At 60.1% G+C, this 13,084-nt stretch carries 15 protein-coding genes and 1 tRNA gene; 4 read left to right on the forward strand and 12 right to left on the reverse strand.

Features of this window, described 5'->3' with window-relative positions; all coding sequences use genetic code 11:
• Window positions 1-4: 4 nt before the first annotated feature.
• The 4 genes from ABD819_RS01465 to ABD819_RS01480 all read right to left on the reverse strand — a co-directional run bounded on the left by ABD819_RS01465 (window position 5) and on the right by ABD819_RS01480 (window position 5,164).
• Entirely contained in the window at window positions 5-1,927 is a 1,923-nt protein-coding gene (locus ABD819_RS01465) for a CHU_0125 family OmpA-like outer membrane integrity protein (protein ID WP_345120186.1), read from the reverse strand.
• Between the two features lie 105 nt (window positions 1,928-2,032).
• Window positions 2,033-2,545 (reverse strand): hypothetical protein, encoded by a 513-nt coding sequence (locus tag ABD819_RS01470; protein WP_345120188.1) that lies wholly within the window; start codon window positions 2,543-2,545, stop codon window positions 2,033-2,035.
• A 190-nt stretch (window positions 2,546-2,735) separates the two neighbouring features.
• A complete protein-coding gene (locus tag ABD819_RS01475; protein WP_345120352.1) occupies window positions 2,736-3,590 on the reverse strand; it encodes a (Fe-S)-binding protein in 855 nt (284 codons plus the stop codon).
• A 182-nt stretch (window positions 3,591-3,772) separates the two neighbouring features.
• Window positions 3,773-5,164 (reverse strand): 4Fe-4S dicluster domain-containing protein, encoded by a 1,392-nt coding sequence (locus tag ABD819_RS01480; RefSeq protein ID WP_345120190.1) that lies wholly within the window; start codon window positions 5,162-5,164, stop codon window positions 3,773-3,775.
• A gap of 172 nt (window positions 5,165-5,336) precedes the next feature.
• Between ABD819_RS01480 and ABD819_RS01485 the strand changes: the two genes are divergently transcribed.
• A tRNA-Phe gene (locus ABD819_RS01485) sits at window positions 5,337-5,409 on the forward strand.
• 294 nt (window positions 5,410-5,703) lie between these two features.
• On the opposite strand, the gene ABD819_RS01490 is transcribed toward ABD819_RS01485, so the two are convergent.
• The gene (locus tag ABD819_RS01490; RefSeq protein WP_345120192.1) at window positions 5,704-5,907 is read right to left on the reverse strand and encodes a hypothetical protein; all 204 of its coding nucleotides are present in this window, start codon (window positions 5,905-5,907) and stop codon (window positions 5,704-5,706) included.
• A gap of 70 nt (window positions 5,908-5,977) precedes the next feature.
• Between ABD819_RS01490 and ABD819_RS01495 the strand changes: the two genes are divergently transcribed.
• The 3 genes from ABD819_RS01495 (at window position 5,978) to ABD819_RS01505 (ending at window position 7,927) form a co-directional block, all read left to right on the forward strand.
• Window positions 5,978-6,580: a thermonuclease family protein gene (locus ABD819_RS01495; protein WP_345120194.1), complete on the forward strand. Its 603-nt coding sequence runs from the start codon at window positions 5,978-5,980 to the stop codon at window positions 6,578-6,580.
• Between the two features lie 59 nt (window positions 6,581-6,639).
• Complete coding sequence (locus ABD819_RS01500) at window positions 6,640-7,386, forward strand: hypothetical protein (protein ID WP_345120196.1); 747 nt, start codon at window positions 6,640-6,642, stop codon at window positions 7,384-7,386.
• Window positions 7,387-7,468: 82 nt separating this feature from the next.
• A complete protein-coding gene (locus ABD819_RS01505; protein ID WP_345120198.1) occupies window positions 7,469-7,927 on the forward strand; it encodes a hypothetical protein in 459 nt (152 codons plus the stop codon).
• 77 nt (window positions 7,928-8,004) lie between these two features.
• Here ABD819_RS01505 and ABD819_RS01510 read toward each other — a convergent pair whose 3' ends face one another.
• The 7 genes from ABD819_RS01510 to ABD819_RS01540 form a co-directional block, all read right to left on the reverse strand.
• Window positions 8,005-9,048 carry a DUF1259 domain-containing protein gene (locus ABD819_RS01510; protein WP_345120200.1) on the reverse strand — a complete coding sequence of 348 codons (1,044 nt, stop codon included), beginning with the start codon at window positions 9,046-9,048 and terminating at the stop codon, window positions 8,005-8,007.
• Window positions 9,049-9,076: 28 nt separating this feature from the next.
• Window positions 9,077-9,307 (reverse strand): GDCCVxC domain-containing (seleno)protein, encoded by a 231-nt coding sequence (locus tag ABD819_RS01515; RefSeq protein ID WP_345120202.1) that lies wholly within the window; start codon window positions 9,305-9,307, stop codon window positions 9,077-9,079.
• Window positions 9,308-9,316: 9 nt separating this feature from the next.
• A complete protein-coding gene (gene merTP / locus ABD819_RS01520) occupies window positions 9,317-9,940 on the reverse strand; it encodes a mercuric transport protein MerTP (protein WP_345120204.1) in 624 nt (207 codons plus the stop codon).
• Entirely contained in the window at window positions 9,937-10,305 is a 369-nt protein-coding gene (locus ABD819_RS01525; RefSeq protein WP_345120206.1) for an ArsR/SmtB family transcription factor, read from the reverse strand. Before ABD819_RS01525 ends, merTP begins: the two co-directional genes overlap by 4 nt.
• Window positions 10,306-10,729: 424 nt before the next feature.
• A complete protein-coding gene (locus ABD819_RS01530) occupies window positions 10,730-11,809 on the reverse strand; it encodes a DUF418 domain-containing protein (protein ID WP_345120208.1) in 1,080 nt (359 codons plus the stop codon).
• A 316-nt stretch (window positions 11,810-12,125) separates the two neighbouring features.
• Entirely contained in the window at window positions 12,126-12,770 is a 645-nt protein-coding gene (locus ABD819_RS01535) for a PD-(D/E)XK nuclease-like domain-containing protein (RefSeq protein ID WP_345120210.1), read from the reverse strand.
• 32 nt (window positions 12,771-12,802) lie between these two features.
• Complete coding sequence (locus ABD819_RS01540) at window positions 12,803-13,051, reverse strand: hypothetical protein (RefSeq protein WP_345120212.1); 249 nt, start codon at window positions 13,049-13,051, stop codon at window positions 12,803-12,805.
• Window positions 13,052-13,084 lie beyond the last annotated feature (33 nt).

Genomic DNA, 13,084 nt, shown 5'->3' on the forward strand with positions numbered 1-13,084 from the left:
CCGTTTACTTCGCTACTCGCGTCACCTTAAACTCGGTGCGGCGGTTCTGCTGGTATTCTTCTTCCGTGGTTGGCTTTAGCACGATGGGGCGGGTTTCGCCGTAGCCTTTGGCCGTGATGCGGGCCTTATCCACGCCTTTGCTCACAATGTAGTCGACGGCGGCCTGGGCGCGCTGCTGCGAAAGATTGAGGTTGTAGGCGTCCTTGCCGCGCTGGTCGGTGTGCGAGCTCAGCTCGATGGAGATTTTGGGGTTGTCCGTCAGCGTCTGCACCAACGTATCGAGGTGAATAGCGGCATCCGGGCGGATGTCGTACTTGTTGTAGTCGTAGAGAATGTCTTTGACTTCGATGGCCTTGGCGAGGATGATTTTATTGAGCGTCAGGGTTACGGGCACCCGAATATCGTTGGTCAGGTTGGGGAGCTGGTCCTGGCTGGGCTTGCGGCCCACGGTGCTCACGTTACCACGGGCGGCGAAGTCGCCGGCGCGGTCAGCCACCAGGTTATAGTTCGTCACCGAGTCCAGCTTCACGCTGAATTTGCCGTCCGGGCCGCTGGTCGCGGTCTGGCGTTGGCCATTAGCACTGGTGATGGTGACCAGGGCCCCGGCTACGGGCAGGGTGGTTTTGGCTTTGTCGTCGCGCTCCAGCACGGTGCCGTCGGCGTAGAAGGTGACCAGCTTGAGGGCCTTCTTTTTGAACATGTACTCGTCGTCGGAGCCTTTGCCGCCGGCCCGGTTCGAGCTGAACAGGCCCATGTCGTTGGCCATTGGCACGGGCGCAAAGTCGTCGGCCGTGCTGTTCACATCGGCCCCCAGGTTCATCGGCTTGCCGCTTTTCACCATGAAGATGTCGAGCTTGCCCACGCCGGGCCGTCCGTCCGACGCGAAGTAGAGCGTGCCATCGGGAGCCACGCCGGGGAAGTTGTCGTTACCGGCCGAGTTGATGCCCTCGCCCAGGTTTTCGGCGGGCGAGAAGCGGCCGTTCGGCCCCAGCATTGCCTTATATAGGTCGTTGCCGCCCTGCCCGCCCTTGCGGCTCGAAGCGAAGTACAGCGTGGTGCCATCGGGCCCGAAAGCCGGCGCGAAGTCGTCGGCCGAGCGGTCGTTGATATTGGCCAGCACGGGCTCGCTCCAGGCCCCGGCTTTGTTGTAGGAAATCCAGAGGTCGACACTCAGGTAGCCTTTCTTGCTGCCGTCGTTCGAGCGGGCAAATACCACCGTCTTGCCGTCGGGCGTGTAGGTGGCGCTGGCTTCGTGCTTGGTTTCGGAGTTAAACGGGCCTTCCAGCTTGCGGGCAGTGCCGCCGGTCATGGTGGCCGCGTTGTCAAACTTAATGGCGTAGAGGTCGTTGAAATTCTCGCCGTTGCCGAGGAATTTCTTGCCGTCGCGGCCCGAGGCAAACACCAGCTCGCCGGTGCCGGCCATCATCGTGCCGCCAAAGTCCGAAGCCGCCGAGTTCAGGACGTCCACCGGCATCACTTCGTACTTATTCTTGGTAGCCGCTATTTCCTTGCTGGCGGCGGCGTTCTTGCTTTCCACTTCGGCGCGGGCCGCCAAGTTGCGGTTGCCGCCGCCGCTGGCGTAGGTGGCAAACTGGGCCGCCGCTTCGTCGTATTTACCGTTGGCCTTCAGGGCCTCCGCGTAGCGGAAGCCGGCATCGGCATTCTTCACCCCACCATCCAGGGCGGCTTTGTAGAAAGGCTCCGCCATTTCCACCCGGTTCGAGAGGCGATAAGCTTCGCCCAGCCGAAAGTTGGAGATGGCGGCGTTTTTCCCCTTGGCAATGTCCGCCTGGTACAAAGGAATTGCCAATTCGTACTGTCCGCGGGCGAATTGCTTATCGCCTTTACTAAGGCTGCCCGTAGTAGCGCAGCCGTTCAGCAGCGCGGCGGAGCCGGCCGCGGCGCAGATGAATAATAGTTTCCTCATAGGTGGAATGGTGGTGGGGGTGGGGAGGGAAAGGGAACGAGGCACCGGAAAATATTCCCGATTTGGCATTTTTGGGTTAGCAATAATACTACGTTTGAGTAGCATTCACGCCGGCTGTTGGTTTTTTTCTTGCTGTCCGAAGTAGCGGGCCAGCCAGGTTTGGCCGGCGGGTCGGGGCCAAGTGGTATCCAATTCACCCTTAGTCGCTATTGTATTGTCGAAATACGATGTATCCGGCGTGAGCGTAGCGGCGGCAATGGCCATCTTCAATTCCGGCCGCGTCAAAACCTGAACCGTGCCCGCCTGCAAAAATGCCAGGCGCGATTTCTCCAGCAAATCCACGCCCAGCTGCTGCTCCAGCTGCGCCACAAAGCGGACCGACGCATCAATAGAGCAGCCACTCGCGCCGGCCACGCCTTCATCCAACCCCACCACTAAAAATTGCTGGTGCCGGAACTCGGCCGAGGCCAGCAGGCTGCGGCCGTGGCTGGTCCATTCCTCGGCGAAGCGGGCCAGGGTGGGCAAGGTCGCCTTTATTTCGGCCTCCGTGAGCGGGCGGCTGGCCTGGTAAATCCACACGCGGGCATGGGTTGGGAGCTGGTCAAAAGCAACATTCATAAATCACGGATTTAGCAGATTTAAACGGATTTCACGGATTTTGTAGTCGATTCAAGCCGGCCTGAATTGCCGCGTTTCGCCTACAACGTGCTGGTGGTGAAAACAGTATTCCCCATCGCAAATCACGATGGGGAATACAAAAATCGTCTACAAAATCCGCGTAATCCGCTAAAATCCGCGTAATCCGTGATTATTGGGCGTTGATGCCTTCGGCGCTGGCTATTAGCTCGGCCAGGTCGAAGACCTGCACCTTGCCTTCCTGCTCCTTGTTTTTCACGCCGTCGCTCATCATCGTCATGCAGAAGGGGCACGATACGGCGATGATGCTGCCCTGCAAGTCGTGCGGGCCGGGGGTGCCGGTTTCGGTTTCGACGCCGCCCAGGTTGGCCAGCGCTTCGGCCTTGCCGCTGAGAGTAGCCAGGGCTTCCTCGGTGCGCTCAATGTTGATTTCCTTCTTGCCGGGCTCGGCGTCTTTCCACATCTGGGCCCCGCCCGCACCGCAGCAGAGGCCGTTAGCGCGGCTGCGCTTCATCTCCACCAGGTCGGCGTCGAGGGCGGCCAGCACGTCGCGCGGGGCTTCGTAAATGTTGTTGGCCCGGCCCAGGTAGCACGAATCGTGGAAGGTGATGCGGCGGCCTTTGAAGCTTTCGCCGCCGGTCACGCCCACCTTCCCCTCGTTGATGAGCTGCTGGAGGTAGGTGCTGTGGTGAATTACCTCGTAGTCGCCGCCCAGCGCGGGGTATTCGTTCTTAATCGTGTTGAAGCAGTGCGGGCAGGCTGTCACGATTTTCTTGATGCCGTAGCCGTTCATCGTTGTGATGTTCTGCATGGCCTGCATCTGAAACAGAAACTCATTGCCGGCGCGCTTGGCGGGGTCCCCGGTACAGCTTTCCTCCAAGCCCAGCACGGCGTAGTTGGTGCCCACGTGGTCGAGGATGCGCACGAAGGCACGGGTCACGCGCTTGTATCGTTCATCGAAAGCGCCGGCGCAGCCCACCCAGAACAGGATTTCGGGCGACTCGTTGCGGGCCGCCAAATCGGCCATGACGGGAACAGTAATTTGCTTTTTGGTGGCTTCGGGAGTAGTTGGGGACATAGGAGGAATGGACAACGCGACTGTCATCCTGAGCGCAGCGAAGGACCTTATCACGTCCGAGCCACATTAATTAGTAAATCTGACGAAAGCAGCGGTGATAAGATGCTTCCTTCGTCAGCATGACACACGACTTAGGCTACTACCGCCACCGCCGATTTCTCCACCGCAAACAAGTCATCGGCCCAGTTGAACCGGTCCGACGGCGAAAAGGCCCACGGCGCGCCGTTGTTCTCAATGTTGGAGAACATCACGTTCAGTGAGTTGGGCGCGGCCGACTCTTCCAGCACCAAAAAGCGGCGCATCTCAATGATGGTTTCGAGCGGGTTGATGTTCACGGGGCAGCTTTCCACGCAGGCGTTGCAGGTGGTGCAGGCCCAGAGCTCCTCGGGCGTCACTTTACCGCGCAGCAGCGTAGCGTTGGCTAGGTCCGTGATGGGTTCGTGTTTGGCTTCCTCGCCGTACACGTTGGGACGGAAAATGAGGGGCGAGTTATACTTCTCTTCCACCCGGTCGCGGGTGTCCATGATGATTTTGCGCGGCGAGAGCAGCTTGCCCGTGAGGTTGGCGGGGCACACCGACGTGCAGCGGCCGCACTCGGTGCAGGAGTAGGCGGCGAGCAGGTTGGTCCAGGGCAAGTCGTCCACGTCCTTCGCGCCGAAGGGCGTGGGGGCCAGGGCCGAGCCATCGGGTGCGGTGGGCGCGGGCGGCACCACGAAGCTGGGGTCCATCATGGCCTTCACCTCGTTGGTGATGCTTTCCACGTTCGAAAACTGCCCCTGCGGCGCCAGGCGTGAGTACCACACGCCCGGAAATGCCATAATAATGTGGAAGTGCTTCGAGCTGGGCAGGTAGTTGAGGAACAGGAAGATGCCGATGATGTGAATCCACCAGCCCAGGCGTTCCAATACTTCCAGCGTGGCTACGTTCGTGGGCAGCAGGCCCACCAGCAGGTTGCTGATAGGGAAAGTGCCCGGCAGGTCCTGGCCTTCCATCTGGTGCAGCTTGAGGTCGGCGGTATTCATGAAGAACAGGGCCGCCATCAGGACTACTTCGACGTAGAGAATGATGTTGGCATCCATTTTCGGCCACAGCCGCAGCTCGGGGCCGGTGAAGCGCTTGAGCGGCGGGTTGCTATTGCGGCGCCACCAGAAGGCCGCCACGGCCACAAGTACCAGCGCCGCCAGTATTTCGTTGGTCGCCATCAGCACGTCATACACCGGCCCGAGGAACTTGAGGAAGCGGTGGGTGCCAAAAAGGCCATCGACCACGATTTCCAGAACCTCGATGTTGATGACCAGGAAGCCCACGTACACCACCAGGTGCAACAGAGCGGGCGTCATGCGCTTGAACATTTTCTGCTGCCCGAAGGCCACGAGCAGGGTTTTCTGGAACCGCGCGGCGGCGTGGCCGCTCATGTCGCGCTCGCGCCCGACGAGGATGTTGGCCCGGATTTTACGGACCTGCCACGCGAAAAAGCCAAAAGCCGCTACCAGCAGCAGTAGAAAGAGGATGGATTGCAACATGGCGTAAAGATAAGGAGGCGGGAACGTTTGGGGGTGCAATATACTCGGCATGCCGAACACTTTTTAAAAAATCCTCGTCAGTTTAACACTTTTTTTTGCCCAGTTGTTGCACTATTGCGTTGGATTCGTACCTTTGCGGTCCCCTAAGCGCCCTAAAGCACGGTGGGGAAACGGCAACATAGCTCAGTTGGTAGAGCACAGCACTGAAAATGCTGGTGTCGTTGGTTCGATTCCAACTGTTGCCACGAAAAACCCCATTTCTATAACGGAAATGGGGTTTTTGCTTTTGGGTCGGACAGGATATCGGACAGTTGGGGTCGATTGAATCCTTAAAGGCGGTCCCTGCAACGCATTTTTGCTGTGTTGACTTTACTTTCGTGATGTCGGAGGGAATTAGTTGCCAAACGCCTCTTTTCGGCATCTAGGGTCGTTCTCGTTTCGAGGGCGGCCCTTCTTTGTAGCTGTTGAGGACTGTCAATTGAGAGGCAGGGTGGGGCGAGGGTGGCTCCAGCTATACTCGAGCTACGCTTCGGGGCCGCCTAGCTGCGCTGGTTTCCGTTGAGGGCGCGGGAAACTTCTTCCTCGGGGAGGTGAGTGTAGTGGCAGAACTCGGCGACCGAGACATAGGCCCGGGCGGGCTTGTTGAGCTCGGCGCGGATGCGCTGCAGCAGGACCTTAGCCGTGCCGTATTTGGTGCCGGTGAGCTGGGCCACTTCCTTGGGGTGGATGCAAACCTGGGGCATAGTGGGGTACAATGGGGTAAAAGTGGTAAGCGAAGATACAACGGCTAAAACCGGGCCGTAGGTTCGGTCTATGGCTTCTCCGCTGGCTTTTCGTTGGGTACTTGCTGCCGCTGGTTTGGCGCTGCTGGCGGGCTGCGTTGGGCTGCGGGGAGATGAGCTGCCGGCTGCCTCGTTTACCGCCCGCGCCGCTGCTGCCGCTGAGGCGGCCCGGGTGGTGCGCGTTATCGACGCCGATACCTACATCATGCTGTCAGGCTCCACGACTTACCGGCTGCGGCTGCTGGGCGTGGACGCGCCGGAGCAGGACCAGGCGTTTGGGCCGCAGGCTACGGACTCGGTGGCGCGGCTACTCACGCCGGGGCGGGTGGTGCTGGTGGCGCGGGCCGGGCTTGACCTGTACGGCCGGACGTTGGGCGCGGTGCTACTGCCGACGGCTACGGTGGCCGCGGCGGGCCGCTCTGTGCCGCTGGATTCGCTGCTGGTGGTGCGCGGGTGGGCCTGGGCCTTTGACCCCAACCGGATGGTGGCGGAGCGGGCCGCACAGCAAATAGTGGCACAGCGGGCCGGGCGCGGGCTCTGGAAATGCGGCGTGAGCCAAGCCGTGCCGCCGAAGCTGTGGCGGTCCTTTAATTCTGAAATCAAGCGGCGCTACCGGGTTGGCTGCACCTGGTAACAAAGCCGCGCAAGTGAAAGCAGCCGGGTTTTTTATCTCACTTTTTACCCCCTTTTCTCATGGCCTCTCAAACTGGCATTCTGGGACTGCAAGGCACCGTGGGCGGCCTTGTGTTCGCTAAAGACGGCTCGGTCCGTCAAAAACCCGCCTCCAATAAAGCGGCCTTCGCTAACTCGGCGAGCCTGGCCCGTACCCGTGAAAACGCAGCTGAATTCGGCTTGTCGGCCAAATACAGCAAGCTGCTCCGCGACTCGCTGCGCGTAGCCATTGCCTCGGCCAGCGACAGCCGGCTGGCTTCACGCCTAACCAAGGCGATGCGCGCCATCATCGGGCTCGACGACACGAATGACCGCGGCCAGCGGGTGTTCGATTCTTCGAACTCGGCCCCGCTGCTCGGCTTTAACTTCAACATCGGGGCCGGCATCGGGCAGACGATGTACTTCCCGTATGAGGTGACGGGCGCCGGCGCGGACGTGACGATGAGCATTCCGGCCCTGAACCCGGCCAGCGACATCGCCGCCCCGCAGGGTGCTACGCACTTCGAAGTGGTGTTTGCGGCTTCGGACCTGGACATGGAGATGCTGACCTACACCAACGGCGTGGTGGCAGCTCCGCTGGGCATCCTGCCACTGAGCGGTGCGCCGCTGGTGAACCAGTCGGTGGTGGCCACCTTCCCCGCGGCTCCGGCCGATGCCAACCTGGTGGTGGGCGTGGTGGGTATCAACTTCTACCAGCAGATTAATGGCAAGTTCTACCCGCTGAACAACAACAGCACGAACCCGCTGGCCATTGAGTACGTGGCCTAGGCCGCGGTAACGAAGTACGAAGCGGCCGGCCACGAACGGCTGGCCGTTTCTTTTTTCTCTTCAACTTCTAATCCTACTCATTATGCCACTTACGGCCTATCAAACCCAATTCAAGCGGCGCATGAAGCGCGCTATTAAGCTGCGTGCCAAGGCTGACCAGAAGGCGCGGCGCTACACCCAACTGCTGGCCGATGCCATTGGCGCAGCGGAAGACGCGGCTATGCAGATGAACGAGCTGAACCAGCTCTACAACGTGGACGTGAGCACCTACACCCTGCTCACGCAGGCGCTGCACGCCAACAGCGGGCAGGAAGTGCTAGTGGACCATCTGGCACAAAGCACGCCCGGTGAGGAGGTGGTACTCTTTAACCAAGTGCCGGATGGCAACGGCGGGCAGGAGCTGCCGGCCAATCCGCTATTTGGGGAGCTGGTGGCGGGGACGCCGAGTATTCCGCCTGTGCCGGATGCTTTGGCTCTTGTTCCCCTGGCAGCACCGCTACCGGACGTGGTGCCGGAGCCGTTCAAAACGGCGGCAGAATAGCGGCCAGTATGCTAGTCATAAATGAAAAGGCCGACCTCCTTCCTGTGGGGGCCGGCCTTTTTGCGTGGTGTCTGCGTTTAATGCTTCATGCCGCCCATACGGGGGGCTTTGCCCTTGCCTAGTTGGTCGAGGGCCGCACGGAAGCCCGTGGCGAGTTGCGCGGCCGGGCCCCGGCCGTAGTAGTGCAGAAACATCATCCGGGGCTCGTCGAACAGCATGTGGTTGTGCACGGCCACCACTTCCAGGTTGTGCGCCCGCAACGCCTTAATAACCGGGGTTACTTCGCTTTCCAACATGGCAATGTCGCCGGCAATGTGGCTGTCGGTTTGTTTGCCGGCAAACGCGGCCCATGAGTTGAGGCCGATAGCGGCCGTCATCTCCGTGCCCATCATGAGGGATTGCACATCGGCCCGGCCCACGGTGTACTTGTAGGTTGAGCCGTTGACGACGCCCTGGTAGCCCACCACTTTATCCAGCGCCGGAACATCGAACAGCTCTTTGCCGGTGGGCGGGCCGGCGGCGGGCGTGGCGTTGTTGCCCGCCGCAGCCGCGGGCGCACCGGCCGGCTTGGACTGGTTGGCGGGCAGCAGCTTCGAGTCTTTGAGGGCGGCGGCAAACTTACGGGACAGCTCGGCGGGGGTGCCCATGCCGTGGATGTGCATGTAGAAGATGCGCGGCTCTTCGTAGAAGAAGTGGTTGTGCACGGCCCCGATTTCGAGCCCCTGCGCTAGCGCGGCCGACACGAGCGGGTTGACTTCTTCCTGTAGCAGCACGGTATCGCTCATGAGCATGGCTGATTTGCCGTCCAGCGTGTGCTTAATGGCCACCCACCCGCCGAAGCCGAAGGCAATGGGCACCGGCTCGCCTTTGATGCTCACTTTTAAATCGTTGCGCGGCAAAGGCGTGGTGTGCGTGGCCTGTGCTTCCACGTAGGTGCCCTTTTTTCCCATCGCACCTTCAATGGCGGCGATTTCTGCCGCCGTCAGCGCCGGGGTTTTGCCGGTAGGAGGAGGGAGGGGAACCGGCATCGCCAGGGCATCGGGGCCGCTGAGCAGCGCGGTGGTGCCGAAGACGGCGGCCGCGCGCAGGGCGTCGCGGCGGGTAACGTTAGGAGGAGTCATGGGGCCGATAGCGAAAGTGAAAAATGAATTAGCCGCAGCCGCAGCCGCCCTTGCCTTGCTCTTGGATGGGCGGACACGGTACCGAGCCGTAGGAACAGTATACGCAGCAGTCGCCGGCCAGGGGCTTCAGGATGGTGTGGCAGCTAATGCATTCGTAGAACCACTGGCAGGCGTCGGTGGGCATCTGCTCGGCCTGCGCGTGCTGGCACACGGGGCACGTGAGCAAGGAGGTGAGGGTGACGGGTTGGGTCGGGGTCATGGTCGTTGGTTAGCGGGTGGGGCTCAGAACGTGGTAACCGGTGCTGTTGATGGCGCTTTCCACCTGGGCAGGCTGCGCCTGGACGGCATCGAAGCGTACTTGGGCGGTGGCTTGGTTGTAGGAAACGGCCACGGTTTGGACGCCGGGTACTTGCTGCACGGCCTGCTCGACGTGGTGAGCGCAGGCTTCGCAGGTCATGCCGCCGATGCGGTAGGTGCGGGTTTGCCACATCGGGGCAGTTCCGGTGGCGGCAACGGCCGAGGCACTGGACTTGGCCGTGGGATAGAGCGCGGCCCCGTAGTAGGGAAAGGCCAGCAGCAGCGCGGCGAGTACAGTGACGGCACCGAGAAAAGCAGTGGTTTGCATCAGGGGCTTCTTTTCGGGCACGGCGCAGCAGTCGGCAGCTGCGGCAGTGGGGCGCAGCTGGCGGTACCAGGCGAAGCCGAGCACGGCCACGGTCAGAGCTACTAAATAGAGGCGGTAGGGTTCGAGCCAGGCGAAGGCGCTGGCGGCCCCGCCGAGGCCGCCGACCACGGCCAGCAGCGGCGTGATGCAGCAGAGCGAAGCGGCCAGCGCGGCCAGCAGGCCGGCACCGAACAAGGACTTGGAAGGCTGGGCGGGGGCGTTGCTCATTGAGCCGGTTCGGGTTGGGTGGTGAGGTGGGCCAGCAAGGGCTGGAGCACCGGCAGATGCTCGGCGTTGAGGGTGTAAAACACGGTTTGGCCCGCTTTGCGGCCCGTCACTACGCCGCCGTTTTTGAGCTTGCGCAGGTGCTGCGACACGGCCGAAATAGTCATTTTTAGCACATCGGCCAAGTCGCAGACGCAGAGCTGCTCGTCGGCGAGCAGGAAGAGCATCTGCAGACGCACTTCATTACCGGTCAGGGCCAGGACACTGGCCAGCGAGCTAAGCGCGGGGGCCGCTTGGGCCAGGCGCTCCTGGCACTGTTGGATGTGGTCGGTGTCGGCAGAGACCCGGACGCAGGAGGTTAGATTCATTAAGAAAAGGAGCAAATGAACTACTATCGTATTTAAGCTAATGCTAAAATACGGTGGAAAGTTTCATCTTTTCCCTAATGCCTGAACAAGTATGGTCTACTCGTCAGGCGGCCTGCAGTTCTTCTTGGCGGTAGCAGCCCAATAGCCGTTGTCGAGATAGTGGACATTTATACCACCCGAACAAGCTAAAGACTAAAGCGAATAGTAGCCACTGGGACAACTGCAGCGGCTGAAACCTTGCCGACTGGCCGGTTTCCTTCATTGGGGGCCGGCCTTTTGCGTTTGTTGGGGCAGGTTCGTTGGGCCACTTTATTTGACGGCCGGAGCTGTGGGGCAACGGCGACAGCCCTCCAGAGGGCGCTTTCGGGGCACATGACCAGGCGTTGCCCACCCAAAGCAAATACGCACCAGTACTTGCTAGTCCCTAACCCGAGATTTTGCGCATCAACATTTCCAATGGCCCATTTTTAAATCTTCTGCGCCATAAGTCGCTGAAAATTATGCTAATGATATAAAAGGCGACAGAGTAAGCTAATATGTAAGCGGGTGGGGTCGGTTTTTCATCTTCGAGCAACCCGGTATAATGCTTACCCGTCAACTTGGCCAGTAATAGCACGCCTAATGTGAGGTGAATCACATAATTAGACAAGGTTAATTGTCCGGTTCTCTGTAGGGCTAAAACTAGCCGATTGGTCGGGTACCTCTCCCCGATATACAGGCAAACGGGAATCACGAGCAAGGCAAAGGCCATCGTCACGAGCACGAAGGGCAGATACGGTGGAAAATATTCGGCCATGATGTAGTTGCTCCAAAACGGCGTGAATACATGCTGCCGCACCAACAGCCGCAAACCCTGAATTAGGATAAATACCAGGAGCCCGACCAGAAACACTTTTTGTTTGGCGAATTTTTGCTGCCAATCCAGCCGCCCTAGCCACATCCCCACCAAAAAGTAAGAAAGCCAGGGAAATAGCGAGTTCCACCCGTTATAAAGAGTATTGCGCAAAAAGCCTAGCGGAGTCCAGAAGTCCAGATACTTAAAAGTTATAAAGTCCCAACTCGTGTTGATGGGGATGAGCAGCAGCAGGAGGTGGAAAACGGCAATAGCCACTAAGCCCCCCCATAAGTAAAAGCGCTTGGGCACAAATAAGAGAAATGCGGCCACATGCAGGTAGCCGCCATAAAAGTGCAGGATATCGCCGGACCACCAGTTATAGAGCAGTAACCCGAGGGCGAAGAGAAACCAGGAACGTCGTAGAATCTTCGCTTTCAACGCGGCCTGCTCTTCGCGGCTGTAGCTAGCGCGATTCGTCATCAACGATACGCCCATGCCGGCGCAGATGATGAAAATAGCGGTCGAGTTGCCCGTGAAGATGTTCAGAAAATGCCCCACTGAATCCGTAGGAGCCATCAGGGAGCCAAAGCTAAAATTGAAGTTCACAATGAACATTCCAAAAATGGCATAAGCCCTAGCCAGGTCGAACCCGATAATTCGTTTTTCCATTTATTTGATAGTGAGCAGAGTACTAGGCAGGGGCAATGGTTTCCTGGCCATAGCTAGCTAAAAAGGTCGAGCTGACCCTTTTTATCGCATCCCCACAACTAATCATTACAGGAAAAAGACTACGGCCAGAACCTGCTGCAAAGTAGCGCTTATTGCCAGTGGCTTGACACTATGCCTTATCCCGCAATAATGCCAAGCAGGCCATAATGCCTGCGCAAACCAGAACCCCCCTTATTCCGAGAACTTCGTTTGGGTTAAGGGAAGAAAGCCAGTTCTTGGGAGTGGGAAATGGGGTAGCTGCCGTGCGCAGTCGGCATCAGGGGCGAGCCTGCTGTTGGACATGAGCCCTTAGCAGGCGCTCGTACTTCTTGCGGCCCTGCTCGAAGAGGCCGGGAATATCGAACAGCTCGACCTGCCAGACAGCGAAGGGGGTTTTTTTCTGGATGCCGATGATGGTGAAGCGCGTGGCCCCGAGGACGTCGGCGTAGAAGGCGGCCTGGCGGTCGTAGTCGTACTGCTCGATGGTAGCGCAGAAGCCGGCGTAGTCGCGGGCGCTGGTGGTTTTGAAGTCGACCAGGCCCACCTTGCCGATGCGGGGGCTGACGTGGAGCAGGTCGGGGCGGATTTTGACGGGTATGCCGGTGGCCGCGTGGGTGGCGGTGTGCGTGAGCTCGGGCCGGCCCCGAAAAAGCAAGTCGCGGCAGTAGCGCTGGCGGCGCACGGCGGCGGCCAGGGTTTCGACCAGGGGCCAGTCGCAGCGCTCGGCGGTGCGGGCGTAGTGCTGGGGCTCGAGGGTGGCGGTGTGGAAGTGGCTGCCGAAGGTGAGGGCCACGGGGTTGGGCGTGTTGGGCTTGCCCAATAACTTGGCTTTGAGGTTGGACAGGTCGGTGTTGGAAGCGTGAGGCAGGGCGCGGTGTTGGGCCTGGGTCAGCTCGGGGAATTGCTGGACGTTGGTAAACATGGGGCTGCGGTGTTGAAAGGCGGTTGAATGATTTACTGGTGGCGGTCGATGATGCAGGCCAGGCGGCCGGCTTCGTCGGCGCGGTGCAGCCAGATATGGGAGCCGCCGCAGCCGACTTCGTAGGCCGGCTCGGGGAAGAGCTGGCGCACGGCGGGCGCGAGGTCGCGCACGTCGGGCAGCGGAGCAGTGGTGGCGAGGAGCTGGGCCAGCTCAGTCAGGCGGGCGGCTTCTTCGGGCGTGCTGGCGGGCAGTTCCTGGCGGAGTTCGGGGAGTTGGAGCATGAGTAGGGAATTTTTGGCTGGCCCGCCCACCGC

The sequence above is a fragment of the Hymenobacter antarcticus genome (genome assembly GCF_039539545.1).
GTDB lineage: Bacteria > Bacteroidota > Bacteroidia > Cytophagales > Hymenobacteraceae > Hymenobacter > Hymenobacter antarcticus.

What these genes read in the sequence shown, in the direction of transcription:
- ABD819_RS01465 (WP_345120186.1), bottom strand. Translation starts at nt 1,927, where the DNA reads ATGAGGAAACTATTATTCATCTGCGCCGCGGCCGGCTCCGCCGCGCTG.
- ABD819_RS01470 (WP_345120188.1), bottom strand. Translation starts at nt 2,545, where the DNA reads ATGAATGTTGCTTTTGACCAGCTCCCAACCCATGCCCGCGTGTGGATT.
- ABD819_RS01475 (WP_345120352.1), bottom strand. Translation starts at nt 3,590, where the DNA reads ATGGCCGATTTGGCGGCCCGCAACGAGTCGCCCGAAATCCTGTTCTGG.
- ABD819_RS01480 (WP_345120190.1), bottom strand. Translation starts at nt 5,164, where the DNA reads ATGTTGCAATCCATCCTCTTTCTACTGCTGCTGGTAGCGGCTTTTGGC.
- ABD819_RS01490 (WP_345120192.1), bottom strand. Translation starts at nt 5,907, where the DNA reads ATGCCCCAGGTTTGCATCCACCCCAAGGAAGTGGCCCAGCTCACCGGC.
- ABD819_RS01495 (WP_345120194.1), top strand. Translation starts at nt 5,978, where the DNA reads ATGGCTTCTCCGCTGGCTTTTCGTTGGGTACTTGCTGCCGCTGGTTTG.
- ABD819_RS01500 (WP_345120196.1), top strand. Translation starts at nt 6,640, where the DNA reads ATGGCCTCTCAAACTGGCATTCTGGGACTGCAAGGCACCGTGGGCGGC.
- ABD819_RS01505 (WP_345120198.1), top strand. Translation starts at nt 7,469, where the DNA reads ATGCCACTTACGGCCTATCAAACCCAATTCAAGCGGCGCATGAAGCGC.
- ABD819_RS01510 (WP_345120200.1), bottom strand. Translation starts at nt 9,048, where the DNA reads ATGACTCCTCCTAACGTTACCCGCCGCGACGCCCTGCGCGCGGCCGCC.
- ABD819_RS01515 (WP_345120202.1), bottom strand. Translation starts at nt 9,307, where the DNA reads ATGACCCCGACCCAACCCGTCACCCTCACCTCCTTGCTCACGTGCCCC.
- merTP (WP_345120204.1), bottom strand. Translation starts at nt 9,940, where the DNA reads ATGAGCAACGCCCCCGCCCAGCCTTCCAAGTCCTTGTTCGGTGCCGGC.
- ABD819_RS01525 (WP_345120206.1), bottom strand. Translation starts at nt 10,305, where the DNA reads ATGAATCTAACCTCCTGCGTCCGGGTCTCTGCCGACACCGACCACATC.
- ABD819_RS01530 (WP_345120208.1), bottom strand. Translation starts at nt 11,809, where the DNA reads ATGGAAAAACGAATTATCGGGTTCGACCTGGCTAGGGCTTATGCCATT.
- ABD819_RS01535 (WP_345120210.1), bottom strand. Translation starts at nt 12,770, where the DNA reads ATGTTTACCAACGTCCAGCAATTCCCCGAGCTGACCCAGGCCCAACAC.
- ABD819_RS01540 (WP_345120212.1), bottom strand. Translation starts at nt 13,051, where the DNA reads ATGCTCCAACTCCCCGAACTCCGCCAGGAACTGCCCGCCAGCACGCCC.